Source organism: Sphingomonas jinjuensis, from assembly GCF_014197105.1.
Taxonomy (GTDB): domain Bacteria; phylum Pseudomonadota; class Alphaproteobacteria; order Sphingomonadales; family Sphingomonadaceae; genus Sphingomonas; species Sphingomonas jinjuensis.
The window spans coordinates 351340-375201 of sequence record NZ_JACIEV010000002.1 but is presented as its reverse complement, the minus strand read 5'-3'; the positions used below and the strand labels follow the sequence as shown (position 1 = coordinate 375201).

Sequence of the window (23862 nt, the reverse complement as noted above, 5' to 3'; positions counted from 1 at the left end):
CGGCCGGTCGTACTCGCCGCCGTCATCGGCGCGCACGGCGTCGGCGGCGAGGTGCGGCTGAAGGTCTTCGCCGAGGACCTGTCGGCGCATCGATCGTTCAACGACGGCGCGCTCACGCTGTCGTCGCTGCGCGGCGGCAACAATGGTTCGATCGCCCGCTTCGCCGAGGTGAAGGATCGATCCGCTGCGGAGGCGATGCGCGGGACCGAACTGACGGTGCCGCGCAGCGCGCTGCCGCCGCTGGCCGAGGGCGAATATTACCACGCCGACCTGCTCGGGCTGCCGGCGGAAGACAGCGCCGGCGTGGCATTGGGCGTCGTCGTCGCGATCGATAATTTCGGCGCGGGCGACGTCATCGAGGTCGAACGGCCGGGCGGCAAGCGCTTCATGGTGCCGATGCGCCCCGAAGCGGTGCCGATCTGGGACGACGACCGGCTGGTGATCGATCCGGCCTTCGTCGAGCCGTGACGCCGGCGATCACGTTCGAGCCCGACAGCGTCGCGCTGGCGGGCAACCAGATGATGGGCCGGCGAGCGGCGGGCAGCGCCTTTTTGCGGGCGGCAGTCGCGGGTGCCGAGGACGGGTCGCTCGCCTGCTACACCCCGAGCCGCAGTTCGGCGGAGGTATTCGCCCAGATCGTCAGGACGATCAATGCGGCGGTGACGCCGCGCTGGGTGGCGGCGCCGGGTTTCGCCGCGCTTCGCTCGATCGGTGGTCTGCATCTCGCCGACCCGCGGCTGGGACGTGCGGCGCGGCTGAGGCTGCGGGCGCGGCCCGACGCCTATTTCCTCACGGGCGTCACGCACACCCTGTCGAGCAGCAACGCCATCGCGATGATCGCCGACTGCGTCGCCGGGCCGGTGATGCCGTGGGACGCGCTGATCTGCACGTCGAAGGCGGCGCGGGCGGTCGTCGAGACGGTGACGCGCGACGAGGCGCATTATCTCGCCTGGCGGCTCGGCACGCGGATTCAGGTGACCGGGCCGATGCTGCCGATCATCCCGCTCGGCGTCGATACCGCTCGGTTCGCCATCGACGACGACCGGCGTGCGGCGGCGCGATCGCGGCTGGCGATCGGCGATGACGAGACGGTGTTCCTGTTCGCGGGGCGCCTGTCGTTCCACGGCAAGGCGCACCCGTTCGAGATGCTGCGCGGGCTCGACATGGCGGCGCAGCTGACCGGGCAGCCGGTGACGCTGCTATTGGCGGGGCAGTTCTTCAACGACGCCATTGCCGATGCTTACCGGTCGGCGCTGGCGCAGTTCGCGCCGCACGTCCGCCCGATCATCGTCGATGGTGCCGACGACACGGCCTATGGCGACGGCTGGGCGGCGGCGGATGCCTTCGTGTCGCTCTCCGACAACATCCAGGAAACCTTCGGCATCACGCCGATCGAGGCGATGGCCGCGGGATTGCCGGTCGTCGTGAGCGATTGGGACGGTTATCGCGACACGGTGCGCGACGGCGTCGACGGGTTCCGGGTGCCCACCTGGGCACCGCAACCGGGCAGCGGCTTCGATGTCGCCGCCCGCTACGAGGCCGAAGCGTCGACGTTCGACCAGCAGGCATCGCAGACGAGCACGGCGGTGTCGGTCGACATGGCGGTCCTGGTCGATCGGCTGGCCGCGCTGATCCGCGATCCCGACCTGCGCCGGCGACTCGGCACCTCGGGACGTGAGCGTGCGCGGGCCGATTATGATTGGGCCGTAGTCTATGCCCAGTATCGCGCGCTGTGGGCCGAACAGGCGGCGGTGCGCGATCGGCTGTCGCGTGATGCGGCGACGGCGGACCGATTGTCGCAAGCGCCACGCGAAACGGCCCCGTTTCGCGATCCGACAGCAAGCTTCGCCAGCTATCCCACCCATCACGTCAAGCCGGCAACCCGCGTCACCCTGGTGGACGGCGCTTCGGTCGAGCTGTTCGAGGCGCTGACGGCGCATGTCTCGCTCAACCGCTGGAACCCGCCAGCCGACGTTACCGGCGCCTGGATCGGCGCGTTGCGGGGCGGCCCGCGGACGGTGGCGGACCTGGCGCTGGCGACGCGGCAGGAGCCGGCGATGACGGTCGACGGCATCGCCAGGTTGGCCAAGCTGGGCATCGTCCGGCTCGGCTGAGCGGACGTTAAACGTGCCATGACGGGGAGCCAAATGCTCCCCAATTCATTTCCCCAGCGTATCGATCGAAGGGGACGATGATGGCGGCGGTGGCGAGCAACGGCCTCTTGGGCAGATTCGGGCAACCCGTGTGGGCCGTGCTGTTCCCGGCGCTGGGCCTGATCGCGATCGCGATCGGGCTGGCCAAGATGGGCCTGATCGGTACCGTCGCGGCGGCACTGGTCCTGATCGGCACGGTGATCGCGGCGGTCCATCACGCCGAGGTCGTCGCGCATCGCGTCGGCGAGCCGTTCGGCACGCTGGTGCTGGCGGTGGCGGTGACGGTGATCGAGGTGTCGCTGATCGTCTCGCTGATGCTGTCCGATTCGGGCGATGCGGCATCGCTGGCGCGCGACACCGTGTTCGCGGCGATCATGATCATCCTCAACGGCATCGTCGGGCTGTGCCTGTTGGCAGGCGCGCTGACCCATCACGAGCAGCGCTTCTCGCTGCGCGGGGCGAGTGCGGCGCTGTGTACGCTGGCGGCGATGGCGGTGCTGACGCTGGTGCTGCCCAACTACACGTCGAGCGGGGCGGGGCCAACCTATTCCACTTCGCAGCTGGTCTTCGTCGCGATCATGTCGCTCGTCCTCTACGGGACCTTCGTGCTGGTGCAGACGGTGCGGCATCGCGGCTATTTCCTGCCGGACGAATCCGATAAGACGGTTGACGAGCCTGCGCCACCGAGCAACGCCGTGGCGTGGACGTCGTTCGGCATCCTGCTTGCGGCGCTGGTCGCGGTCGTACTGCTGGCCAAGGGGCTGGCGGCGACGGTGGAGCAGGCGCTGATCGAGGCGGGACTGCCGCTTGCGATCGTCGGCGTGGTGATCGCGGCGCTGGTGCTCGCGCCGGAGAGCCTGGCTGCCTATCGCGCGGCGCGGCGCGACCGGTTGCAGACCAGCCTGAACCTGGCGCTAGGATCGGCATTGGCGACGATTGGACTGACGATCCCGTCGGTTGCGATCGTCAGCCTCGTCCTCGGCCTGCCGCTGGCGCTGGGGATCGGGGCGAAGGGGATCACGCTGCTGGCGCTGTCGCTGTTCGTGGCGACGATCTCGCTGGGGACAGGGCGGACGACCATCCTGCAGGGGGTCGTGCATCTGGTGATCTTCGCGGCGTATCTGTTCACGACGGTGGTGCCGTAGGGTTCATTATCCCCCGTCCGTCCTGAGCGAAGTCGAAGGACAGGCCGCGAGCCCGTCGCTTGAGGTATGTGCTTCGACTTCGCTCAGCACGAACGGGGGGCGGGATGGTCCGTAGGTACGAACGGAAATCAGGGCCGTTGCCGTGCCGCCAGCGCCAGTCCGGCGGCGATCTGGAGCAGGGCATAGGCGCGGCGGCGACCGGGGCGGTCGACGAAGGGCGCCACCGTCTTCTCGGCGCCCAGCGCATCGTCCTTCCACAGGTCGACGTGGCGCCTGGGCTGCACCAGCGCGACGAGACCGTCGCCAACCATGAAGATCGCCGCCATCTCGGCGATGCGGGCCGGAAGGCGGCTCATTTGCGACGCGCCTTGGTCTGTTCGGCACGCCAGGCCTGCATCGCCTCGATCGCCTCGCTGCGGCGGAGGATGCGGGCGTCGGGATCGATGACGACATGCGCGTTCGGCGGAACCGAGAGGGTGGCGCTGCCACCCGTCATCGGCAGGCGCTGGGTTTTGCCGTCGATCGACACCTCGACCGGCATCGGGAAGGGGCCGCCGCCGGGCGCCTTCCACGCGAGCGACAGCGTGTCGCCATTGCGGGTTTCGACGAGGTCGGGAAGGGCGGCCTGGCGTAGATAGACGTCGAAGAACCAGTCGTAGTCGCGGCCCGTCACGTCGCGGACGATGCGTTGATATTCCTCGCTCGAGCCGAAACGGGGGACGAAGTTGCCCGGCTTCGGATCGGGCCGGCCATAGACGGCGCGGCGGGTGACGTCCCAGAACGCCTGGTCGCCAACCAGCCAGCGCAGCGTGTGGAGCATCCACGATCCCTTGACGTAGATGTCCTGCCCGGGGCCACCCTTCGTGGGCTCGTAGACCTCTTCCTCGGTGATGACGCGGCCGCGGACGATCGGCACCTTGTTGGCGATCGTCGCCCGTTGCGCCTGCATCATCGTAGCGTAGCGGGCGCGACCTTCGCGCCATTCGCCGTATGCCGGCTGCATGTAGCTGCCATAGCCTTCGTGCAGCCAGTAATCGTCCCAGTTGGCGGCAGTCAGCTGGTTGGCGAACCATTCGTGCGCGAACTCGTGCTGGAACAGCCAGTCGAAGCCCTCGATCGCCTTGGCATAGCCATTGCCGTAGGCGACGATCGTCTGGTGCTCCATCCCCTTGTAGGGCGTCTCGACGACGCCGACCTTCTCGTCGCCGAAGGGGTAGGGGCCGATGTTCGCCTCGAAGAAGTCGATCGTGGGCGCGAATTCGGCGAAGAGCCTTTGGGCCTGCTCCTTCTCGCCCGGCAGATACCAGTACATCATCGGAATGCTGTTACCGTAGCGGCTCTTGTAGGTGCCGGTGATCTCCTCGTACGGGCCGATGTTGAGCGCGATGGCGTAGGTATTGGGATGCTTCGTCCGCCAGTTCCAGCGGCTGCGGCCGTCGGGGAGCTGGTCGACGCCGAGGAGGACGCCGTTGGACGGCGCCTTCAATCCCGCAGGAACGGTGATGTGGAGCGTCACGACCGCAGGCTCGCCCTGCGGGAAGTCGAGGCACGGCCAGAAGAGGTCGCAGCCATAGCCCTCGGCGGTCGTCGCGACCCAGGGGCGGCCGTCGGGCGTCTTCGACCAGACCATGCCGTCGTCCCATGGCGCGTTGACCGCGACATGCGGCGTGCCGCCATAGGTGATGCGGGCGCTGACGCTGTCTCCGGCGGCGAGCGGGCGCGGCAGGCTGACGACGAGCTGACCGTCGGGGTTGGACCATCGCCCGGCGGCGAGCCGACGGCCGTCGATCTCGATCGCGCTGACGGGCAGGTTGCGGTCGAGGTCGATGACGAGCCGATCGACCGGCTTGACGGCGGTGAAGGCGAGGGTGGCGACACCGTTCAGCCGCTGCTGATCGGGCAGTACCTCGAACGACAGGTCGGCACTGTCGAAGCGGACCGCGGTCTGTTCGGCGGGACGGACGCCGCCCGATCGCATCGTCTGCTCGGTCAGCGCGGGCTGACCCTTGTCGGGCGCGGCGGCGGTGAGGGGGAGGAGGGCGGCGAGGGCGAGGAGGCGAGTCACCACCTCAGTGTGCGCAACGCTGCCGCCCACGGCAAGCGGATCAGTCGATCGCCAGCACCTCGATCGCGTCTTCGCGGCCGTTGAAGGGCAGCGTCTCGCCCGCCTCGGCACCGATGATCGCGCGGGCGAGGGGGGCGGAGAAGGCGATACGGTCGGCAGCGGGATCGGCCTCGTCGTCGCCGACGATGGCGATGCGCCGCTGCTTACCGGCGAGGCGGATGGTCACGACCGACCCGAATCCCGCGGTATCGTCGGTCGGCGGCGCGGTCTCGATCGCGGTGGCGCGGCGGGTCTTCCAATAGCGCAGGTCACGCTTGATCGGGACGGCAGCAGTGTCGTCGGCGGCGGCGAGCTGCGCCTCGAGCGCCGCGATCCGCTCCTCGATCAGGGCACGGCCGGCAGCAGTGACGAGGTTGGGGCCGGGCGGAATCGGCAGCTCGAACTTGGGTTCCAGATGCTCGTCGTCGTTCTCGCGGCGGAAGGCCACGCTCACCGTAATTCTCCTAATTGTGTGCCGAACATGGACAAGGGGCCGTTAACCATCTTTCCAGTGGTCCAAATCGTAAATAGCGCGTTAACACTTCGCCATGACACGCCGTCTCGTCCTTTCCAACGAAGCAGCCCGCCATCCTTTCCGTCGCGCCCTGCCGCCCCCGCCCAAGGCAGCGGCGTCACGCAACGACGACAGCGATTGGAAGCTGTTCCTGCTGAGCTTCGCCGCCTTCTTCACCTGCTTCTACACGCTGTTTTTGTAACCTTCCCGCCGGCCCGACGGCCGCGGGAAGGACCAGCCGTCAGTCGCAGGCGCGATGCAGCTGCTGTGCGAGCCAGGCCGAGAACAGGCACATGGCGGCCACGAGGAACAGCATGTCCTCGGGCGTCACGCCGAGCGCGGTGATGCCGAGGACGGCGGCGGAGCCGATCGTCATCGCCCCCGAATTGACGACGTTGTTCGCCGCGACCGTGCGCGCGGTCTGGTCCTTTTCCACCGTGGTGGTGAGGAAGGCGTAGAGCGGCACCACGAACATCCCGCCGGTGACCGCGATGGCAAGCAGCGTCGCCATGATCGCGATCGCGCCCGGCTGCGCCAGGAATTCGCGCCAGCCATAGAGCTGGCCCGATCCCGCGCCGACGAAGCTGCGGCATTCGAACGAGAACAGCACGACGAACGCCCCCATCGCGATGACCGACGCGGGCGAGTAGCGCGCCGAGATCCGCCCCTTGAGCAGCGTGTTGATGACGATCGAACCGATCGCGACGCCGACCGAGAAGACCGCGATGGCGAGGCTGGAGACGAGCTCGTCGGCGGTGAGGACGTTCTTCACCAGCGGCGGGAAGACGATGATGAGCACCGCCCCGATCGTCCAGAAGAAGCTGATCGAGCAGATCGCCAGGAACAGCCGCGGAATGTGCAGCGTCGCGGCAATGAGGCGCCAGGACGAGGTGAGGATGTTGTAGTTGAGCGCCAGCGGTGGCCCTTCGCGGGGAGCGGGTGGCACCTGGCGCCCGGCGAAGAAACCCGCGAACGCGACGATCATGAAGGCGGCGACCGACCACCAATAGGAATAGCGCGCAAGCACGCCGGCGGTGATCGTGCCCATCAGGATCGCGATATAGGTGCCCGCCTCGACCAGTCCGGTGCCGCCGAGGACGTCGCACTCCTTCAGATGCTGCGGCAGGATCGCGTATTTGATCGGGCCGAAGAAGGTCGAGTGGACGCCCAGCATCAGCACCGCCGACAGCATCAGCACGATGCCGAGCGTGGTGAAGCCCATCCGTGCGGTGACGAGGCCGGCGGCGCCGACCAGCATGATCCCGATCTCCGCCGTTTTCACTAGGCGGATGATCTTCGCCTTGTCTTGGCTGTCGGCGAGCTGCCCGGCGAGCGCCGACAGCAGGAAGAACGGCAGAATGCCGATACCCGTGGCGAGCGCATTGAAATTCGCCTCCATCCGCGCATCGTTGAAGATGGCGTAGGTGGCGAACAGCACCATCGACGTCTTGAACAGATTGTCGTTGAACGCGCCGAGGAACTGGGTCGTGAACAGCGGCAGGAAACGGCGCTGCTTCAGCAACCCCAAGGCATTGATCATGACCGGGAGCGGGCCTCGAACATGGCAGGAATACGGCACATAGCCGAGCGTGAGCGACCACGCCAACGCTAAACCCGGTTCCGCAACGCCGCGCGCCGCGATAGGAGGGGGAATGTTGACCCTGCCCAATCTGTTGACGCTGTCGCGGATCGTCGCGGTGCCGCTGCTGGTCGGGCTGCTGTGGTGGCCCCGCTGGGAGTTCGGCTTCGGCGTCGCCTTCGCGCTCTACTGCCTCGTCGGCGTGACCGATTACTTCGATGGCTATCTGGCGCGGGCGCAGGGGACGGTGTCGAAACTGGGCATCTTCCTCGATCCGATCGCGGACAAGATCATGGTCGCGGCGGTCATTCTGATGCTGGTCGGGACGCGGCACGACGATACCGCGCTGATCACGGGCGTCCACCTGATCGCTGCCCTCACCATCCTGCTGCGGGAGATCGCGGTATCGGGGTTGCGAGAATTTCTGGCGGGGCTGCAGGTGTCGCTGCCGGTATCGCAACTGGCCAAGTGGAAGACGACGTTGCAGTTCGTGTCGCTCGGCGCGTTGATCCTGGCCGGCGCGCTGCCGACGCTGGCGTGGATCAAGCTGGTCGGGCTCGTCTGCCTGTGGGGCGCCGCGGCGCTGACGGCGATCACGGGTTGGGACTATCTGCGCGTCGGCCTGAGGCACATGGACTGATGGCGCTGACCGTCCTGTATTTCGCCTGGGTGCGCGAGGCGATCGGCACCGGCGAGGAAGTGGTGACGCCGCCGGCCGAGGTGACGACGGTCGCCGCGCTGATCGGGTGGCTGGCGAATCGTAGCGATGCCCACGCGCAGGCGTTCGCCGATCGCGCGAAGCTGAGAGCGGCGGTCGACCAGGGCTTCGTATCGCTCGACGCCTCGATCGTCGGCGCGCGCGAGGTCGCGATCTTCCCGCCGGTGACCGGCGGGTGATCCGCGTCGCGGTACAGCGCGAGCCGATCGACCTCGCGGCCGAGATCGCCGCCGCGGAAGGCGAGGGCGCGGGGGCGGTGGCGACATTCACCGGGCTGGTCCGCGCCGACGACGGCGTCGGCATGCTCGAGCTGGAGCATTATCCCGGCGGCACCGAGGCGGCGCTGACGCGGGTGGCGGAAGCGGCGGCAGCGCGCTGGTCGCTGCTGGGCGCGACGATCGTCCACCGCGTGGGGCCGATGACGCCGGGCGAGCGGATCGTCTTCGTCGCCGCCGCAGCGCCGCATCGCGGCGATGCGCTGGCGGCGTGCGCTTATCTGATCGACCGGTTGAAGACCGATGCGCCCTTCTGGAAGCGCGAGACGCGGGGCGGCGAGGCCCAATGGGTGGACGCGAAAGACAGCGACGATGCCGCTGCGGCCAAATGGGACTGATCTAGCGCCCGATCGGCCTGCCGTCGTCGGCGAAGGCTGCCGTCACGGCGGCGGCGCTGGCCAAGACGCCGTCGACGTGGCGCGTACCCAGCAGGTCGCTGAGAAGGAGGCGCGCCGCTTCCGGCATGGTTTCGACTCGGCCGAGCACGGCGATCAACGCCGCCTCCGCCGCGGTCATGCGGTTGCAGCAGCATGGCGCGATCGCGATCTGTCCCGCCGCGACCCCGGCCAGATCGGCCATCAGATTGCGCATCAATATGAGAGGACGGCGGAATTCCTGGCCGAACGCGGTGAGCAGCGCATGGGCGGCGCGGGCATCGGCGAGTCCATGCGCACCCATCCGGCGGATCGCGAACAACGCGATGCGGGCATTGGCGCAGTCGGGCAGGGCATGGGGCAGGGGACTAACGATCGTGGTGGCGGCGGTCATGAACACGCGACTCCGTGGCTGTCCACTCAGCCTCGCGTGTCCGTTAATGATAGTCAATATCAATAGAAGGCGTCAGGCGGGCGGTTCGTCGTTGAGCGCGAGCGCTTCGCCCGCGAGATAGAGCGAGCCTGCGATCAGCACGACGGGCGACGTGCCGGCAAGTGCCATAGCGGCGGGAAGATCGACGGCGCTCGCTGCGGTCATGCCATGCTCGCGAGCGATCGCCTCGATCGCTTCGGGCGGATGGAAGGCGTGGCCGGGCACGGGCACCGCGACGACTTGGGCGACCACCGACGACAGCGCAGCGATGACGCCCGCCGCATCCTTGTTGGCCAGGAAGCCGGCGACGAGCGTGACCGGGCGCCCCTTCGCAATGGTGCGCAGCGCCCGTGCGACCGGGATGGCTGCGGAGGGGTTGTGCGCGCCGTCGAGCCACAGCTCGGTCCCGTCGGCCAGGCGAGCGGCCAGCGGGCCGTCGCCCAGGCGCTGCATCCGCGCTGGCCATGTCGCCCAATCGGCGGCGGCCCGCATCGCCGCCTCGGGGACGCTTACAGCGCCCTGGTGGCGGAGCATGGCGATCGCGAGCGCGAGGTTGCGGCTCTGGTGCGGCCCGACGAGCCGCGGACGGCGGGTGACGACCTCGAACCCCTCGTCGGCATAGCGCATCGTCGAACGTGCCGTCTCGCTGGTCCAGGCGTCGCCGCGGGCGATCACGCGCGCACCTACCGACGCCGCCGCCTCGGCGATGCGAGCCTTGAGCGGGCGGGCATAGTCCATCGTGACGAGCGGAACGCTGGGCTTGGCGATACCGGCCTTCTCTGCGGCGATATCGACGAGGCGATCGCCGAGAAACGCCTGATGATCGAGGCCGAGTGCGGCGATCCCGGTCACCGCGGGCTCGGCGATGACGTTGGTCGCGTCGAGCCGCCCGCCGAGCCCGACCTCGACGATGGTCGCCGCGGCGGGGGTGCGGGCGAAAGCGAGGAAGGCGACGGCGGTGGTGACTTCGAAGAAGCTGGCCCCGATCCCCTCGGCATGGCGCAACACCTCGTCGAGCAACGCGGCGAGATCGTCGTCGTCGATCAGGCGGTCGGCGACTCGGATCCGCTCGTTGAAGCGGACGAGGTGCGGCGAGGAATAGACGTGGACGCTGTGCCCCGATGCCTCGATCGCGGCGCGCAGGAAGGCGCAGGTCGAACCCTTGCCGTTGGTGCCGGCAACGTGGAACACCGGCGGCAGCGAGCGATGCGGATCGCCGAGCCGGGCGAGCAGCGTCGTGATCCGCTCCAGCCCGAGGATGTCGGCACCGGGGGACAGCGCGGTCAGCCGGTCGAGCTGCGCCTGCACCGCAGAGTTGGTGTGGGTGGCATGGTCGGGCATGATGTCTCCCTCTCCCCTTCAGGGGAGAGGGCCGGGGAGAGGGGGACGCATCGTTTGGCGTCCCGCACTGCCCCTCTCCCAACCCTCTCCCCTGAAGGGGAGAGGGCAACGCCGAACGCTATGCCGCCTTACGCTGACCGCACAGATAGCCGATCGTCTGCGCCAGCCGCTCGCGCAGGTCGCGGCGGTGGACGACCATGTCGAGCATGCCATGCTCCAGCAGATATTCGGCGCGCTGGAAGCCTTCGGGCAGCTTCTCGCGGATCGTGCTCTCGATCACGCGCGCGCCGGCGAAGCCGATGAGCGCGTTGGGCTCGGCGATCTGGACGTCGCCGAGCATCGCATAGCTCGCGGTGACGCCGCCGGTCGTCGGATCGGTGAGGACGACGATATAGGGCAGGCCGGCGTCGTGAAGCATCTGGATCGCGACGGTCGCGCGCGGCATCTGCATCAGGCTGAGGATGCCTTCCTGCATCCGCGCACCACCGGCTGCGGTGAAGATGACATAGGGGCAGCGGTCGGCGATCGCGGCCTCGACGCCCTGGATGAAGGCTTCGCCGACGGCGAGGCCCATCGAACCGCCCATGAAGGCGAAGTCCTGAACGCCGACGACGACGCGGTGGTTGTCGATCGTGCCGCGCGCGTTGAGCAGCGCGTCGTTTTCCGCCGTGGCGGTACGGGCGGCCTTGATGCGGTCGGCATAGCGCTTCGAGTCGCGGAACTTCAGCGGGTCCTCGGGCACCTTGACCGGGGGCAGCGCCTGGCAGCTGCCCTCGTCCAAAATCTGCTGGAAGCGGATCTTGGGGCCGACGCGCTCGTGATGGTCGCATTGCGGACAGACGTAGTAGTTCTCCTCCAATTCCTTGGTGAAGACCATCTGACCGCAGCCCTTGCACTTGTGCCACAAGTGGTCGGGCGTTTCCTTCTTGGGAACGACGAACGAGAGCGCGTTGCGGACGCTGTTGAGCCAGGTCATGCGGTCACCTTGCGGGCCGACGCGACGGCATCGGCGAGAGATCGGATATAGGTCGTGACGGCGGCGGGCGCATCGGCGCCATGGGCCGCGATGATCTCGACGATCGCCGAGCCGACGACGACGCCATCGGCGATCCGCGCGATCGACGCCGCCTGCTCGGGCGTGCGGACGCCGAAGCCGACCGCGACGGGAAGATCGGTCGCCGCCTTCAGCCGCGCCACGGCCTCGTCGATCGAGGCCTGCTCCGCCTGCTGCTTGCCGGTGATCCCAGCGACCGAGACATAGTAGAGGAAGCCGCTGGCGCCATCGAGCACCTGCGGAAGGCGCGCTGCGTCGGTGGTCGGGGTGGCGAGGCGGATCGGAGCGATGCCGGCGTCGCGCAATGCCGGGCCGAGGGCGTCGTCCTCCTCGGGCGGTACGTCGACGCAGATGACGCCATCGACGCCCGCGTCCTGCAAGGCCTTGGCGAACCAGCCGGGGCCGCGGCGCAGCATCGGGTTGGCATAGCCCATCAGGACGAGCGGCACGTGCGGATGCCGGTCGCGAAAGCCGCGCGCGATGGCGAGGATGTCGGCGGTGGTCGTGCCGCCTGCAAGGCTGCGGATGTTGGCCGCCTGGATCGCGGGGCCGTCGGCCATCGGGTCGGTGAACGGCATGCCGAGCTCGATCACGTCCGCCCCGCCCGCGACGAGCGCGTCGAGGATCGCGGGCGTCGCGGCGACATGAGGATCGCCCGCCGTGACGAAGGTGACGAGCGCGGGATGGTCCTTGGCGAAGGCGGTGGCGAGGCGGCTCATATCGCCACCCCCAGCGCCTCGGCGACGGTGAAGATGTCCTTGTCGCCACGGCCGCACAGGTTGGCGAGGATCACCTGGTCGCGCTTCATCTCGCGGGCGCGCTTGGTCACCGCGGCGATGGCGTGGGCGGGTTCGAGCGCGGGGATGATGCCTTCGGTGCGGCAGAGCAGCTGGAAGGCGTCGAGCGCTTCGGTATCGGTGACCGAGGTGTATTCGACGCGGCCGATGTCCTTCAGCCACGCATGTTCCGGACCGATGCCGGGATAGTCGAGGCCGGCGGAGATCGAATGCGCCTCGGTGATCTGGCCGTCGTCGTCCTGGAGCAGATAGGTCTTGTTACCGTGGAGGACGCCGGGGAAGCCGCCCGCCAGGCTGGCGGCGTGCTTCGCCTCCAGCCCTTCGCCCGCCGCCTCGACACCGAGCATCGCGACGTCGGCGTCGTCGAGGAAGGGATGGAACAGCCCGATCGCGTTCGACCCGCCGCCGATCGCGGCGACGAGCAGGTCGGGCAGGCGGGCGGTGCGGCTCATCATCTGGGCGCGCGCCTCGCGGCCGATGACGCTCTGGAAGTCGCGGACCAGCTCGGGATAGGGGTGCGGGCCGGCGGCGGTGCCGATGATGTAGAAGGTATCGTGGACGTTCGCGACCCAGTCGCGCAGCGCCTCGTTCATCGCGTCCTTCAGCGTCGCCGCGCCCGACGATACCGCGCGGACCTCGGCGCCGAGCAGCTTCATGCGGAACACGTTGGGCGCCTGGCGCTCGACGTCCTTCGCGCCCATGAAGATGGTGCACGGTAGCCCGAAGCGGGCGCAGACGGTCGCGGTGGCGACGCCGTGCTGGCCGGCGCCGGTCTCGGCGATGATCCGGGTCTTGCCCATCCGCATCGCGAGCAGGATCTGGCCGATGCAGTTGTTGATCTTGTGCGCGCCGGTGTGGTTGAGCTCGTCACGCTTGAACCAGATTTCGGCGCCCATGCCGTCGGGCGCGCTCTCGCGCAGCGCCTCGGTCAGCCGCTCAGCATAATAGAGCGGGCTGGGGCGGCCGACATAATGTTCGAGCAGATCGTCGAACTGGGCCTTGAAGGCGGGGTCCGCCTGGGCGGCGCGATATTCGCGTTCCAGGTCGAGGACGAGCGGCATCAGCGTCTCGGCAACGTAGCGGCCGCCATAGTCGCCGAAGTGGCCACGATCGTCGGGCTGCGCGCGGAAGGAGTTGGGGGCGTTCATGGCCGCGTCGCCTGAAGGAAGGCGGCGATCTTGTCCACATCCTTGACGCCCGGCGCGCTCTCGACGCCCGACGAGACATCGACGATCGGGGCGTGGGTGCGGCGGATCGCCTCGGCGACGTTGGTCGGGTCGAGTCCGCCCGACAAGGCCCACGGCAGCGGGTGGCGGTAGCCGTCGAGCAGGCCCCAGTCGAAGCGCACGCCCATGCCGCCGGGGAGCGCGGCGCCCGGCGGGGTCTTCGCGTCATAGAGGATACGGTCGGCGGCGCCGGCGAAGGCGCGGACGGCATCGAGGTCGGCGCGGGTCTTGATCGCGACCGCGGCCCATGTCTCCAGGCCGGTGCGCGCGCGGATCGCGGCGGTGCGTTCCGGGCCGGTCTTGTGAAGCTGGAGCGCGTCCAGCCGCCCGGCGGCGATCGCCTGGTCGAGCAGCGTGTCGTCGGGATCGACGAAGACGCCGACGCGGGCCGCCGCTTGCGACATCTGGCCGGCGAGCGCGGCGGCCTGATCGAAGCCGAGATGGCGGGGGCTGGGCGGGAAGAAGACGAAGCCGACATGGCTCGCGCCGCCGCGGACGGCGGCGGCGAGCGTGTCGGGGGTCGAGAGGCCGCAGATCTTGGCGGTGGTCATGGTCTGTCCTGCTCCACTCCCGGCAAGGGAGGGGTCGGGGGTGGGTGGAGCCTCGCAGAGGGTTTCCTGCGCGGTTGGCACCCACCCCTAGCCCCTCTCTTCCAGGGAGGGGAAGCACTGTGGACTAGCGTCGGGCCTGTCCGTCAGAGCGTCCCGCTGATTGCCCTCGCTGCGGCGTCCGGGTCTTCGGCCTGGGTGATCGGGCGGCCGATGACCAGGATCGAGGCGCCGGCGTCGACCGCGGCGCGGGGGGTGACGACTCGCTTCTGGTCGCCATGGTGGCCGTCGGCGGGGCGAACGCCGGGGACGACGAAGAAGCCCTTGGGCCAGGCCGCCTTGGCCGCGGCCACTTCGGCGCCCGAGCAGACGATGCCGTCGACGCCCGATTCGCGCGCCAGTGCGGCGAGGCGGACGACCTGGTCGTGGGGCGTGCCCTGAACACCGGTCGCGGTCAGGTCGGATGCGTCGAGGCTGGTCAGCATCGTGACCGCGACGACCTTTGTGTTCAAGGGAGCCGCGGCCTTCGCATCCTCGAGCATCGCGCGGCCGCCGCTGGCGTGGACGGTCAGGATCGCCGGTTCGAGCGGCGCCAGCGCGCGCACCGCCTTGGCGACGGTGTTGGGGATGTCGTGGAGCTTCAGGTCGAGGAAGATCGGCAGGCCGAGTTGCGCCATCTCGTGGACGCCATGCTGCCCGTGCGCGCAGAAGAATTCGAGGCCGAGCTTGATGCCGCCGACATGATGGCGGACGCGGGTCGCGATCGACTTGGCTTGGGCGAGATCGGTGGTGTCGAGCGCGACGTAGATACGGCTGGTCACAGCAAACGGCCTTCGGATGGCGGCGCGGCCTCGGCCGCGGGGGACATGGCGATGGTCGGGATCGGCGCGGCATCGGCCGGGTAGGAGGTGCCGGCGAGGGGAGCGGGGGTGCGCAGGTCGGCGACCAGCCGCTCCGCGTTCACCAGCCGCTGCTTGAGGCGCCAGCGCAGCGCGCGCTGATAGGCATAGGTCGGCAGGAAGCCCGCCAGCACCGCGACCAGCAGCAGGAAGGGCAAACGGACCAGCGCCTCCATCCCGTTCCACAGCTGGATCGGCACGGACGTCCAGTTGCCGTAAGTGAACAGCGCGGCGACGAAGGCGAGCAGGCACCAGAACAGGATCTTCAGGAACTGCATCGGTGTCTCCCGTCGTGGAACTACAGGGTAGCGGGGGGTGGAGGGGTTGGCCAGTCTTGGGCGTCGGTCCCGCGAGCGGACTAGCCGATCTCCTGCCGCAGCTTCGCGAACAGCGGCTGGATCGCGGTCAGCCGGGGTTCCTCCTCGGTCAGGATCGCGAGGAAGGTCGCGCGCTTGATCGCGGCGACGCGGCCGGGGCGGAGGCGGACGCTGCGGGGGAGGGTGGAGACGGTGATGTCGATCATCCGCTCGGCGCCGTGGAGGCGTCCCCACAGATAGTCGTTCTCACGGTAGGCACGGCTGAAGAAGGCGCCGAAGTTGTTGAATTGAATACCCTTCAGCGTCGCTTCCGCGCCACCCGAGCGGATCGCGGTGGCATCGTCGGGGGCGATGCGGTCGACCTTCACGGGATCGAATTCGTCGAGCCCCTCGCCCTGGAGAAGCGGGAGGGTCGCGGTGTCGAAATAGGGGAAGCCGAGATAGGTCAGCAGCAGCGCGCGGCGCGGTTCGCGGTTCAGCGCGACCAGCCCCTCGGCCAGCCGCTCGTCGGTTGCGGCGTCGAGGCCGGTCAGGTCGAGCGCGTCCGACAGCGCCGTCAGCAGGCCATCGGCGTCGTCGGCGCGAAGCTGGCGGACGAGGGGGCGAAGCTCGCGATGGTCGTCGACCCGCTGGCGGTCGAGATAGGCGGACAGCGCGGCGTAGATTGCGTCGCGGATCGGGCCGAGGTCGTCACGCTCTGCCTCCATCTCGGCGACGCGGCGCGCCATCAGGCGGAGCCGGCGGATGCGGAAGCCGAGGTCGTAGCGACGCAGAAAGTCGATCGTCGCGGCACTTTCCTTGCCCGCGAAGCTGGGCCCGGCATCGCCGAACCCCTTGGTGGCGATGGCGGTTTCGATCGCGCTGCGGATTCGCCGCCAGCGGGCACGACCGGGCTCGCCGCCGGCGCGATAGAGCAGCTGGGTGATGGTTTCGACCACCCCGGCGAGCTTCAGATGGCCGTAGGCGGCATAGGCGAAGCCCGCGCGCTCCGCCGCCGCCTGCTGCGCGCGGCGGCGCCATGCGACCAGGCGGGCGGCGGTGGGGTGATCGAGGAAGAAGGTGTGGCCGAAGACACGCTCGATCTCGTCCTCAACCTCGGGGCGGAGCGCGGTGACGATGCCACGCATCCGGTCGATCCGCGCCGAGCGCTGGGCGAGCGCATCGAGATTGTCGCGGATCGGCTGCTGGCGCGGCAGGTCGCTGAGCGAGCCGAGAATGGTCTGGAAGAAGCCGGGCTGGCCGCCGTTGCCGGTCAGGCGAATCTTCTGGCCCGGCGCGGGATCGATGTAGACGAAGCGTCGGTCGATCTCGCGTCGGGCGGGGCGTTCCTTCAGGGCGTCGATCGCGGGGCGGAAGGGAGCGTTGGCGAGCACCGAACCGTCGATCAACACCGCCTTGTCCGCCTGGTTGGCGGCGGACTGACGCGGCAGGATGCGGCGCAGGAAGGCGCGTCGCTCGGGCCACGAGCGCTCGCGATCGGCGAGGACGGCGTCGAGTTCGGTAACCTGGAACGGCGGGAAGGCGCCGGGGAAGCTCGACGTGGCGCGGGCGGCGAAGGCGAGTTCGGGAATAGGGGCGATCGAGGCGGTCGCCTCGCCATGATCGGAGAAATCGAGGACGAGGCGATGCTCGGTTTCGACGACCTCGGGCGGCGAATTGAGCGGCAATCGCTCGGGATGGCCGGTGAAGTCGGTGACGGTGACGAACAGGTCGAGCGGCTGGCCTGGCGGCAGCAGGCGCGGCCCGCGCGGCGCCGCCGCCATCGCGTCGAAGGCGTCGAGCAGCAGGTTGGTGAAGGTCTTGCCGCCGAACGGCGGTTCGAACCAGCGCGACCGGACGAAGTGCGACAGCTTGGCACGCACCTCGTCGCGGGTTCGCTCGTCGTCGAGCCGTTCGACGGTGTCGGCGCTTCGTCCGGCAGCCATCCAGGCAAGCGGCAGCGCCCACAGCTTCGACAGGCGCGATGCCGGCGCCGCCTCGGGATCGATCAGCGCCTCGACATCTGCGCTGGTCAGCCACAGCTCGGTGAGCGGATCGAGCGACTGGCCGGTCGCGATCGCCTGGCCCAGGAAGATGCCGTTGATCCCGCCCGCCGACGCGCCGGCGACGATGTCGGCGAGGATGCGCAGGCGAAGGCCACCCTCCGCCTCGATCTCGTCGATCAGCGCGGCGTAGACGGCGGCGCTGCCGCCCGCGATCGGTTCGCCCTGATGATGCGCCCGGCTGGCGCGGACGAGGTGCCAGACCTCCTTGGTGATGCCGTGCATGTAGACGGCGAGGCTGATGCCGCCGTAACAGACGAGCGCGAGGCGAAGCTCCTTCTCGCGCATCAGGCAGCGCCGATCACCGCCCAGATCGGCAGGTGATCCGATGCCTTGCGCGACGTCGCGCTGGCATGGACGCCGCAGTCGAGGACCGCGAGGTCGCGCGACACCATGATGCGGTCGAGCCGACCGACGGGGCGGCGGGCGTGGAAGCTGGGGCCGGTGTCGGCGATGCGATAGCCGCGCGCGAAGTCGCGCAGGCAACCGGCCGCGGCGGTCCATTCGTTCAGATCGCCCATCAGCACGCGCGGCGGTGGAGCCTCGCCAGCTTCGGCGCGGGCCATGATCGCGGTCGCCTGACGCCGGCGCCAGAGGCCCGACAGGTCGAGGTGCATGCCGATGATGCGAAGCTGGCCGATGCCCGTCCCGACCTCCGCCATCACCGCACCGCGTGGCTCGAGCGAGGGGATGTGGAGCGGTTCGACACAGGCGACGTCGGCGCTCTTGCGCACGAGGATGGCGTTGCCGTGCCACCCCATGCTGGCGGCGCGCATGCCGACATTGACGGCGCGCCAGTCGCTATGCTCGTCGAGCAGATGTTGGGTCAGGACGCTTTGCCGCTCGCCGAAGCGGCGGTCGGCCTCCTGGAGCGCGATGACGTCGGCATCGACCTCTCGCAGGACGTCGAGGATGCGCTCGGGGCTTCGGCGCCGGTCGGTGCCGATCCCCTTGCGCATATTGTAGCTGGCGACCTTGAGCGTGGGGCTGGCGAACATTGCGCAAGCGTAACGCCGTCAGGTCGCTGCTGGTTGCACCGGGCGCGACGCCCGGCGATCAGTTGCTGCTTGGGCCGTTGTTATCGTCGCGCGCGACGAGGATGATCCCCCCGGCGACGACGCCCAGCGCCAGGACGCCAGCGATGACGTAGCCCTGCTGGCCCAGCTTGGTCGAACGCTTCCCCGCAGTGCCGGCGCGGGCGGTGGGGGAGAGCGACAGGGCGGAAGCGGACGGCGCCGACCCGCGCGCCTTGCCGCCCGCGGATGCCGCCACGGGCGTAGCGAGCATGGCCAGCGCCGCGGTACCGGCCGTCATCATACGGATCATCGCGCAAACTCCCTGTTCGGTGCGAAGCGGCAACGGGCGGGTTCGGCGCCGGTTCCTGCGGTGCAGCGTGGGTGAGGCGGTCCGGTGGAGGATGACGACGGTCGGTTCGTCCCGGGGAGCGACGCCCGGCCGCCAGCCGTCAGCCTGAGCCGTGAGCGGGACGACGCGCAGCTTGTTGCCCTTGCCCTTCTCGACGGTGATCGTCCGCTCAACACGGTCCAGGGCGACGTGCCGCAGCTCGACGTATTCGGCGAGGCGGAGCCCCGTCTCCCGCGTGAACTCGCACATGTCGCGCACGCGTCGCACATGTCGCGCACGCGATCGTCGAGGCGCGGAAACACCATCGCGATCGATGCCTCCTGGGGCAGCACGATGCAGGTCACGCGCTCGGGCGCGATCCGACGCAGGTAGAGCGCGCCGGCGGGGTTCTCTTCGATCCAGCCCTCGTCGGCCGCATGGTTGAGCACGCTGCCGATCGCCGTCAGGTCCCGTTGGATCGTCGCGTCCTTTACGCCGGCACGGCGACGCGCCTTCACGATATCCTTCAGCGTGTCGGCCGTCATTTCTTGGACGATCAGCGGATCCAAAAAATTGCTTAGCTGGCGTAGGCTGCACACGTACCGGGCGAACGTTGCTTTACCCAGGCTGCCGGAGACCGCCTCGTTCCACGACACGCGGCGTCAGGCCAGGCGACCGGACCGGCAATGCCATAGCCGACATGATCTTGAGCCTGTCCGAGGCACCGGTGCGGGCAGCCGATTCGTGCGGGTAAAGATCGGGGCGGAGGTCATGGCGGGAGACGCCTGTCGCCGCCTCGACCTTCAGGACGGAGCGGTCGCCCACGCGTCCCTTGGGGAGCCATTCGCGAACAGTCGACTGCGGCGTGCCGACCAGGCGGCCGAACTTCGACTGAGAGCCCGCCTTGCGGACCGCCAATGCGATCACCGAAACTGACTTGTGTTCGAGCGCTATACGATTTGGCTAACGAGTAAACGGTAGGTGATCAACAGGAAAAACGAACTCGCGGCTAACGGGTCATCATTAGATAAGCCGTCTGTGACTTTGGGCGAGCGCATCGAGGAGCGGCGAAAGGTCGTCGGCATTTCCCAGGCTGAGCTTGCTCGGCGGGTCGGTGTGCGACAGTCGACGATCAACTCGTTGATCAATGGCGAATCACGCTCGTCTCGATCGATCTTCAAGATCGCGCGCGCGCTGCTGACGACGCCCGAATATCTTTACGGAGAACTCGACGATCCCGACGAGGGGGCACCAGTTGCACCTGCGCCGGCGATTTGGCTACAAGTCCACCTCCCTAATGAAGATGCCCTGACCGAGATGTTCGAGGCGCTGCTGACGGGGATCGATCAGGCGAAGCCGCTGGCCGAGCAAGCTCGGCTGCTCGCGCAGTCGCTTCCCACCGGGCTGTCAGTTCTTCGAGACGCGCGGCCGCCGCGGCCGGCGACGGCCCGGGCGTCGACCGCAGATCCTGGACCGCCCGCCACGCCGCATCGCGGATCCGCACGGTGACGGCGCACCGCGTTTCGCACGCCGTGCAGCCGATCGCGCACGCCGGCGCCGCCATCAGCATCCTCATCGGGCGGCAAGCGCGATGACACCCCGCGCCCACGAGTGCATGCGCCTGGTGTGGGAGCGCAAGAAGTCGCGCGAGATCGCGGCCGAGCTAGGGATCAGCAAGTCGACGGTCGACGGATATATCGGCGCCGCCGTCGAGGAGCTGGGCGCGCGCGATCGGCGCGAGGCGGCCGTGATGCTCTTCGGACCCCCCCGTACCGAATCAGGGGGTGATTTAACGCCGCTATTCGCCGGGCCGATCGCCGACGCATCGATGCCGACGTCGACGGATGAGCAGCCGGCGGCGCGGCCCTGGCGGTCGCGGTACCAGCCGCTCAACACGTTCTCGCTGAAGCAGACGGCAATCTGGGTCGCGGTGATCGCGGCCGGGCTGATCGTGGCGCTGGCGATGATCGTGGCGATGGGCAGCGGGCTTCCTTCGGTCGCCCTGCCGGCCATTCGCGTCGTCCGGCACCTGATGTAAACCGCGGGGCTCTCCCGCGAGGAGGGCTCATGCTGAATACCAAGATGACGGCGGTGCGTGACGTTACCGAGCAGTTGGTCAAGCTCGAGGCGCTGATCGACGCGGCGATGATCGCCCAGGCCGGGCTGCAGTCGACGCTGATCGAGGCGCGCCGCAAGGCCAACCTGCCGCTCGACGCCGGCCTGGACGGGTTCGAGCGCGTCGCCGGCATGGCGCCGCTGCTCGCCACGGCGCGCAGCCATGTAAACCGCGCCCACTACGACTTCCGCGCGGTTCGCGACGGGATGCGGATGCCGATCCACGCCTATGGCGATTATGGCGACACGCCCGACAGCGGTGGACCGAATGGCGTGGCCGCACCGCTCAAGATCGTCGCCTGACGATCTTGGCTTGACGGCACAGTTGGTTGCGGAGGACGACAGGCGACGTGAGCTTTCCCTTGTTCCTGGTGCTGTTGGCGAGCTGCTGCGGCTATGCGCTGCTGCGAGGCGGCGCACCGGAACGCTGGTCGGCGGCACTTCAGCTCGCCGCGTTCGCTGCCGGCATGCCGCTCCACTTGGCGAAAGCCGACTATCGATCGATCGAGTTTGCGGGCGCATTGATCGATGGAGCGTTGTTCCTGGCGCTCTTCGTCCTTGCTTGGCGATCGACGCGGTTCTGGCCGCTGTACGTGGCAGCGTGGCAGTTGACGACGATCCTTGTCCATCTGGGTAAGGGCCTGGATCCGGGCATGTATCCAGCGGGCTATGCCATCCAGGCGCAGTTTTGGGCGTACCCGATGCTACTCGCAACTGCCGTTGGCGCATGGCGCCATCAGCGACGGCTTCAGACAGGGGTCGTTGATCCCGCATGGAAGCACGCGGGGCTACGCTCACGAGGCACATTCCGATCGACTGATCTGAATTAGGCTCAAGGAACACCCCTGCCGAGTAAGGGGGCGATCTTGCAGGGGGCATGAGGGGTGAAATTACTGGGTATTTGGATGATGGTTGGTGGCGCCGCGGCCGCCTTGCTGTCGCTGCTGATGCGAACATCAGTACCGAACGATCCGGTCCTCGCCGCGATCACCAGCTTGCCGGTGGCGTCGACCCTGAATCTGGGGCTGCTTCAATATCAGCAGCTGGCGTTCATGGCCGGCCTCGCAATCTTCGTGGCAGGTGCGGTGTTCGTGGGCGCCGGGGCGATCGTCGAATCGATGCGCCCCCAAGCGATGGCTGCCACGCCGCTGCGTGCGCCGATTGGACCTTCCGACCTCGGCAACGGCCCCGAATTGGAGGCAGCTGTGCCGATCGATCCGATGTCAATCGGCGCCGGTCGCGATCGCGTGACGATGACCGCGGTAGGGATCATCGTCCTGATCGTCGTCGGACTAGCGGTCTTCTCGATGATCTGACCCGAGAGCCATGCGGGTACCGGGCGGGTATCGTAAGGCTCCACGCTGCGCAAAATCGCGCTAATCCGCGCCTTCCGCGGCGCCATGGCGGAGGGTACCTCCGCCGCAGGCACACTTTAGGGGATTGGCATGACCGGTAACCCGATCTCCTTCGACAATTGTGCCAGGCTATTGAGAGGACACCGAAACCGGGCGCTCGCCATGTTGGAGGTGCAGGGAGAGAAGCTTGCTCATTATACCGCTGCTGGCACCGCTATGGACATCATCAGCGGGAAGTCACTATGGTTACGCAATGCCGCGCTGATGAATGACTTCTCGGAGATCGAATATGGGACAAAGCTGTTAAATGCTTGTCTCAATAAGTACGCGGAACGGTTTTCAACCGTAACTGCTATGATCCACCCGGACGTGGAGCGTTTGACACTATCATGGCTTCGTGGGTTAGAGGATGTCCTTAAATCCCAGACCTACATAAGCTCCCTTTCTGTTATCAAGGCCGACGAGAAGCTTGGCCGACTTTCAATGTGGCGTGCTTACGGAGGCCTTGACGGGGGTGTGGCGATCATCTTCAACCTTGCCGATCTACTGGCGCGGGAGGATCCATATGCAGCTATGCTTCATCCAGTGCGATATGGTGATCATGCGTTCGAGCAATTTTTTATCGACTTGCTGGATACGCTGGCAGGATTTGCTGGACCACTCAGCGCTGAGCCCTCTAGAACGGTGAGTCTTCTTTACCGGTTGCTCCAAGAGGCAGTGCTTACCGCGAAGCATAAAGGTTTTGAGGAAGAACAAGAGTGGCGGTTGATCTATTCTCTCTTCGTAGACGGAGCCGATTTTGGAACGATTAGAAAATGCGTTCAGGGGCTCCCACAGGTGATTTTGCCGCTTCCCTTGGAGCGGACCAATCCAAAGCTTGGGCCACTATTTAACTTTGCTGACGTTTTCCATGGCTTAGTTGTTGGTCCTTGCCAATATCCGACGCAATGCATCGAGGCGCTGGTACAGGAGCTGTCGGACGCCGGCGTTGGCAACGCGTATGATCTGATTACTGCGTCAGACATCCCGCTACGCCACGCGAGATAGCAAGGGCTGGACGTGCAGGCCATTCACCCTATGTTCGCGGTTCCGGGGGATATTGGCAGCGTGGAGCATCGGGTCGTCGTCCGGCGCCGCGGCGCAGGGACCAGGCGCTGGCGTTCATCATGGAAAAGCTGGTCCGCGATCGGCGCAGTCCGAGCCTGCTCGAGATCTCTCACGAGCTGAAGGTCAGCGTCACCCGCGTGAAGGTGCTGCTGGCCCAGCTCGAGGAGGCCGGCATCATCGAGCGCAGCCGCGGCGTGCAGCGCGGCATCGTCATCCGCGACGTCACGAAGAGCCGCGAGCTGCTTACCGACATCATGGATCGCCTGGGCTGGGGCGTGAACGGTGATGCGCCCCACACGCCCGAGCCGTTCCCGGAAGAGCACTTGCCGCGTCTTCGCGCCCTGAGGTGCAAGGCGTGCCGGCACGGTATGCGACACCGTTTCAGGCCCCGGGCGGGAATGGGGGGCGAACAGATTGTGCCG

At 67.9% G+C, this 23862-nt stretch carries 29 protein-coding genes and 2 pseudogenes; 13 read left to right on the top strand and 18 right to left on the bottom strand.

Annotated features, from left to right (window positions below; all coding sequences use genetic code 11):
* Positions 1–18: 18 nt before the first annotated feature.
* From rimM to GGQ80_RS05170, 3 genes and pseudogenes are all read left to right on the top strand, one after another.
* Positions 19–468: pseudogene (gene rimM, locus GGQ80_RS05180) on the top strand (ribosome maturation factor RimM); the annotation flags it as partial.
* Positions 465–2114 carry a glycosyltransferase gene (locus tag GGQ80_RS05175; RefSeq protein ID WP_183982808.1) on the top strand — a complete coding sequence of 550 codons (1650 nt, stop codon included), beginning with the start codon at positions 465–467 and terminating at the stop codon, positions 2112–2114. The pseudogene rimM and the gene GGQ80_RS05175, both read left to right, overlap by 4 nt.
* 80 nt (positions 2115–2194) lie before the next feature.
* Entirely contained in the window at positions 2195–3298 is a 1104-nt protein-coding gene (locus tag GGQ80_RS05170) for a calcium:cation antiporter (protein ID WP_183982807.1), read from the top strand.
* A 128-nt stretch (positions 3299–3426) separates the two neighbouring features.
* Here GGQ80_RS05170 and GGQ80_RS05165 read toward each other — a convergent pair whose 3' ends face one another.
* From GGQ80_RS05165 to GGQ80_RS05155, 3 genes are read right to left on the bottom strand one after another with little or no spacing between them, the layout of a single operon-like run.
* A complete protein-coding gene (locus GGQ80_RS05165; RefSeq protein ID WP_183982806.1) occupies positions 3427–3654 on the bottom strand; it encodes a hypothetical protein in 228 nt (75 codons plus the stop codon).
* Entirely contained in the window at positions 3651–5363 is a 1713-nt protein-coding gene (locus GGQ80_RS05160) for a M1 family metallopeptidase (protein WP_425506015.1), read from the bottom strand. The genes GGQ80_RS05165 and GGQ80_RS05160 overlap by 4 nt, the downstream gene beginning before the upstream one ends.
* 40 nt (positions 5364–5403) lie before the next feature.
* On the bottom strand, positions 5404–5856 hold the full coding sequence (locus GGQ80_RS05155) for a GreA/GreB family elongation factor (protein ID WP_183982805.1): 453 nt from the start codon (positions 5854–5856) through the stop codon (positions 5404–5406).
* A gap of 94 nt (positions 5857–5950) precedes the next feature.
* Between GGQ80_RS05155 and GGQ80_RS05150 the strand changes: the two genes are divergently transcribed.
* A complete protein-coding gene (locus tag GGQ80_RS05150) occupies positions 5951–6118 on the top strand; it encodes a hypothetical protein (RefSeq protein WP_183982804.1) in 168 nt (55 codons plus the stop codon).
* A gap of 39 nt (positions 6119–6157) precedes the next feature.
* On the opposite strand, the gene GGQ80_RS05145 is transcribed toward GGQ80_RS05150, so the two are convergent.
* On the bottom strand, positions 6158–7456 hold the full coding sequence (locus GGQ80_RS05145) for an MFS transporter (RefSeq protein ID WP_183982803.1): 1299 nt from the start codon (positions 7454–7456) through the stop codon (positions 6158–6160).
* 112 nt (positions 7457–7568) lie between these two features.
* Here GGQ80_RS05145 and pgsA point away from each other — a divergent pair, with 112 nt between their 5' ends.
* Genes pgsA through GGQ80_RS05130 form a run of 3 tightly spaced genes read left to right on the top strand, consistent with a single transcriptional unit; the run spans position 7569 to position 8826 of the window.
* Entirely contained in the window at positions 7569–8135 is a 567-nt protein-coding gene (gene pgsA, locus GGQ80_RS05140) for a CDP-diacylglycerol--glycerol-3-phosphate 3-phosphatidyltransferase (RefSeq protein ID WP_183982802.1), read from the top strand.
* Positions 8135–8392 carry a molybdopterin converting factor subunit 1 gene (gene moaD, locus GGQ80_RS05135; protein WP_183982801.1) on the top strand — a complete coding sequence of 86 codons (258 nt, stop codon included), beginning with the start codon at positions 8135–8137 and terminating at the stop codon, positions 8390–8392. Before pgsA ends, moaD begins: the two co-directional genes overlap by 1 nt.
* Complete coding sequence (locus GGQ80_RS05130; protein WP_183982800.1) at positions 8389–8826, top strand: molybdenum cofactor biosynthesis protein MoaE; 438 nt, start codon at positions 8389–8391, stop codon at positions 8824–8826. The genes moaD and GGQ80_RS05130 overlap by 4 nt, the downstream gene beginning before the upstream one ends.
* A 1-nt stretch (position 8827) precedes the next feature.
* Here the strand turns inward: GGQ80_RS05130 and GGQ80_RS05125 are convergent, their stop codons facing one another.
* From GGQ80_RS05125 to GGQ80_RS18800, 13 genes and pseudogenes are all read right to left on the bottom strand, one after another.
* Entirely contained in the window at positions 8828–9256 is a 429-nt protein-coding gene (locus GGQ80_RS05125; RefSeq protein WP_183982799.1) for a DUF6628 family protein, read from the bottom strand.
* A 72-nt stretch (positions 9257–9328) separates the two neighbouring features.
* Positions 9329–10636, bottom strand: a complete 1308-nt coding sequence (locus GGQ80_RS05120; protein WP_183982798.1) for a bifunctional folylpolyglutamate synthase/dihydrofolate synthase — start codon at positions 10634–10636, stop codon at positions 9329–9331.
* 118 nt (positions 10637–10754) lie between these two features.
* A complete protein-coding gene (gene accD, locus GGQ80_RS05115) occupies positions 10755–11612 on the bottom strand; it encodes an acetyl-CoA carboxylase, carboxyltransferase subunit beta (protein WP_183982797.1) in 858 nt (285 codons plus the stop codon).
* The gene (trpA, locus tag GGQ80_RS05110) at positions 11609–12409 is read right to left on the bottom strand and encodes a tryptophan synthase subunit alpha (protein WP_183982796.1); all 801 of its coding nucleotides are present in this window, start codon (positions 12407–12409) and stop codon (positions 11609–11611) included. The genes accD and trpA overlap by 4 nt, the downstream gene beginning before the upstream one ends.
* Entirely contained in the window at positions 12406–13635 is a 1230-nt protein-coding gene (gene trpB, locus GGQ80_RS05105; protein ID WP_183982795.1) for a tryptophan synthase subunit beta, read from the bottom strand. Before trpB ends, trpA begins: the two co-directional genes overlap by 4 nt.
* On the bottom strand, positions 13632–14264 hold the full coding sequence (locus GGQ80_RS05100) for a phosphoribosylanthranilate isomerase (RefSeq protein WP_183982794.1): 633 nt from the start codon (positions 14262–14264) through the stop codon (positions 13632–13634). Before GGQ80_RS05100 ends, trpB begins: the two co-directional genes overlap by 4 nt.
* 143 nt (positions 14265–14407) lie before the next feature.
* On the bottom strand, positions 14408–15082 hold the full coding sequence (gene pyrF, locus GGQ80_RS05095; protein ID WP_183982793.1) for an orotidine-5'-phosphate decarboxylase: 675 nt from the start codon (positions 15080–15082) through the stop codon (positions 14408–14410).
* On the bottom strand, positions 15079–15438 hold the full coding sequence (locus GGQ80_RS05090) for a hypothetical protein (protein WP_246346861.1): 360 nt from the start codon (positions 15436–15438) through the stop codon (positions 15079–15081). Before GGQ80_RS05090 ends, pyrF begins: the two co-directional genes overlap by 4 nt.
* Before the next feature lie 80 nt (positions 15439–15518).
* Positions 15519–17807: a patatin-like protein gene (locus tag GGQ80_RS05085; protein ID WP_183982792.1), complete on the bottom strand. Its 2289-nt coding sequence runs from the start codon at positions 17805–17807 to the stop codon at positions 15519–15521.
* Complete coding sequence (locus GGQ80_RS05080; protein ID WP_183982791.1) at positions 17807–18517, bottom strand: endonuclease/exonuclease/phosphatase family protein; 711 nt, start codon at positions 18515–18517, stop codon at positions 17807–17809. Before GGQ80_RS05080 ends, GGQ80_RS05085 begins: the two co-directional genes overlap by 1 nt.
* A gap of 58 nt (positions 18518–18575) precedes the next feature.
* Complete coding sequence (locus GGQ80_RS18410) at positions 18576–19133, bottom strand: tyrosine-type recombinase/integrase (RefSeq protein ID WP_246346860.1); 558 nt, start codon at positions 19131–19133, stop codon at positions 18576–18578.
* 164 nt (positions 19134–19297) lie between these two features.
* Positions 19298–19519 (bottom strand): annotated as a pseudogene (locus GGQ80_RS18805) (site-specific integrase); the annotation flags it as partial.
* On the bottom strand, positions 19482–19790 hold the full coding sequence (locus GGQ80_RS18800) for a transcriptional regulator (RefSeq protein ID WP_183982788.1): 309 nt from the start codon (positions 19788–19790) through the stop codon (positions 19482–19484). The pseudogene GGQ80_RS18805 and the gene GGQ80_RS18800, both read right to left, overlap by 38 nt.
* Positions 19791–19844: 54 nt before the next feature.
* Between GGQ80_RS18800 and GGQ80_RS05060 the strand changes: the two genes are divergently transcribed.
* The 6 genes from GGQ80_RS05060 (at position 19845) to GGQ80_RS05035 (ending at position 23380) form a co-directional block, all read left to right on the top strand.
* Complete coding sequence (locus GGQ80_RS05060; RefSeq protein WP_183982787.1) at positions 19845–20372, top strand: helix-turn-helix domain-containing protein; 528 nt, start codon at positions 19845–19847, stop codon at positions 20370–20372.
* A gap of 82 nt (positions 20373–20454) precedes the next feature.
* Positions 20455–20901 carry a LuxR C-terminal-related transcriptional regulator gene (locus GGQ80_RS05055; protein WP_281375326.1) on the top strand — a complete coding sequence of 149 codons (447 nt, stop codon included), beginning with the start codon at positions 20455–20457 and terminating at the stop codon, positions 20899–20901.
* Positions 20902–20930: 29 nt separating this feature from the next.
* Positions 20931–21281 carry a hypothetical protein gene (locus tag GGQ80_RS05050; protein ID WP_183982785.1) on the top strand — a complete coding sequence of 117 codons (351 nt, stop codon included), beginning with the start codon at positions 20931–20933 and terminating at the stop codon, positions 21279–21281.
* A 47-nt stretch (positions 21282–21328) separates the two neighbouring features.
* A complete protein-coding gene (locus tag GGQ80_RS05045; protein WP_183982784.1) occupies positions 21329–21808 on the top strand; it encodes a hypothetical protein in 480 nt (159 codons plus the stop codon).
* Between the two features lie 75 nt (positions 21809–21883).
* Positions 21884–22294 (top strand): hypothetical protein, encoded by a 411-nt coding sequence (locus tag GGQ80_RS05040; RefSeq protein WP_183982783.1) that lies wholly within the window; start codon positions 21884–21886, stop codon positions 22292–22294.
* Between the two features lie 129 nt (positions 22295–22423).
* Positions 22424–23380, top strand: a complete 957-nt coding sequence (locus tag GGQ80_RS05035; RefSeq protein ID WP_183982782.1) for a DUF2971 domain-containing protein — start codon at positions 22424–22426, stop codon at positions 23378–23380.
* Positions 23381–23549: 169 nt separating this feature from the next.
* Here the strand turns inward: GGQ80_RS05035 and GGQ80_RS05030 are convergent, their stop codons facing one another.
* The gene (locus GGQ80_RS05030; protein ID WP_183982781.1) at positions 23550–23693 is read right to left on the bottom strand and encodes a hypothetical protein; all 144 of its coding nucleotides are present in this window, start codon (positions 23691–23693) and stop codon (positions 23550–23552) included.
* Positions 23694–23862: the final 169 nt, after the last annotated feature.

What these genes read in the sequence shown, in the direction of transcription:
- GGQ80_RS05170 (WP_183982807.1), top strand. Translation starts at nt 2,195, where the DNA reads ATGGCGGCGGTGGCGAGCAACGGCCTCTTGGGCAGATTCGGGCAACCC.
- GGQ80_RS05165 (WP_183982806.1), bottom strand. Translation starts at nt 3,654, where the DNA reads ATGAGCCGCCTTCCGGCCCGCATCGCCGAGATGGCGGCGATCTTCATG.
- GGQ80_RS05150 (WP_183982804.1), top strand. Translation starts at nt 5,951, where the DNA reads ATGACACGCCGTCTCGTCCTTTCCAACGAAGCAGCCCGCCATCCTTTC.
- GGQ80_RS05145 (WP_183982803.1), bottom strand. Translation starts at nt 7,456, where the DNA reads ATGATCAATGCCTTGGGGTTGCTGAAGCAGCGCCGTTTCCTGCCGCTG.
- pgsA (WP_183982802.1), top strand. Translation starts at nt 7,569, where the DNA reads ATGTTGACCCTGCCCAATCTGTTGACGCTGTCGCGGATCGTCGCGGTG.
- moaD (WP_183982801.1), top strand. Translation starts at nt 8,135, where the DNA reads ATGGCGCTGACCGTCCTGTATTTCGCCTGGGTGCGCGAGGCGATCGGC.
- GGQ80_RS05125 (WP_183982799.1), bottom strand. Translation starts at nt 9,256, where the DNA reads ATGACCGCCGCCACCACGATCGTTAGTCCCCTGCCCCATGCCCTGCCC.
- GGQ80_RS05120 (WP_183982798.1), bottom strand. Translation starts at nt 10,636, where the DNA reads ATGCCCGACCATGCCACCCACACCAACTCTGCGGTGCAGGCGCAGCTC.
- accD (WP_183982797.1), bottom strand. Translation starts at nt 11,612, where the DNA reads ATGACCTGGCTCAACAGCGTCCGCAACGCGCTCTCGTTCGTCGTTCCC.
- trpA (WP_183982796.1), bottom strand. Translation starts at nt 12,409, where the DNA reads ATGAGCCGCCTCGCCACCGCCTTCGCCAAGGACCATCCCGCGCTCGTC.
- trpB (WP_183982795.1), bottom strand. Translation starts at nt 13,635, where the DNA reads ATGAACGCCCCCAACTCCTTCCGCGCGCAGCCCGACGATCGTGGCCAC.
- GGQ80_RS05100 (WP_183982794.1), bottom strand. Translation starts at nt 14,264, where the DNA reads ATGACCACCGCCAAGATCTGCGGCCTCTCGACCCCCGACACGCTCGCC.
- GGQ80_RS05090 (WP_246346861.1), bottom strand. Translation starts at nt 15,438, where the DNA reads ATGCAGTTCCTGAAGATCCTGTTCTGGTGCCTGCTCGCCTTCGTCGCC.
- GGQ80_RS05085 (WP_183982792.1), bottom strand. Translation starts at nt 17,807, where the DNA reads ATGCGCGAGAAGGAGCTTCGCCTCGCGCTCGTCTGTTACGGCGGCATC.
- GGQ80_RS05080 (WP_183982791.1), bottom strand. Translation starts at nt 18,517, where the DNA reads ATGTTCGCCAGCCCCACGCTCAAGGTCGCCAGCTACAATATGCGCAAG.
- GGQ80_RS18410 (WP_246346860.1), bottom strand. Translation starts at nt 19,133, where the DNA reads ATGTGCGAGTTCACGCGGGAGACGGGGCTCCGCCTCGCCGAATACGTC.
- GGQ80_RS05055 (WP_281375326.1), top strand. Translation starts at nt 20,455, where the DNA reads ATGACACCCCGCGCCCACGAGTGCATGCGCCTGGTGTGGGAGCGCAAG.
- GGQ80_RS05050 (WP_183982785.1), top strand. Translation starts at nt 20,931, where the DNA reads ATGCTGAATACCAAGATGACGGCGGTGCGTGACGTTACCGAGCAGTTG.
- GGQ80_RS05040 (WP_183982783.1), top strand. Translation starts at nt 21,884, where the DNA reads ATGATGGTTGGTGGCGCCGCGGCCGCCTTGCTGTCGCTGCTGATGCGA.
- GGQ80_RS05035 (WP_183982782.1), top strand. Translation starts at nt 22,424, where the DNA reads ATGACCGGTAACCCGATCTCCTTCGACAATTGTGCCAGGCTATTGAGA.
- GGQ80_RS05030 (WP_183982781.1), bottom strand. Translation starts at nt 23,693, where the DNA reads ATGTCGGTAAGCAGCTCGCGGCTCTTCGTGACGTCGCGGATGACGATG.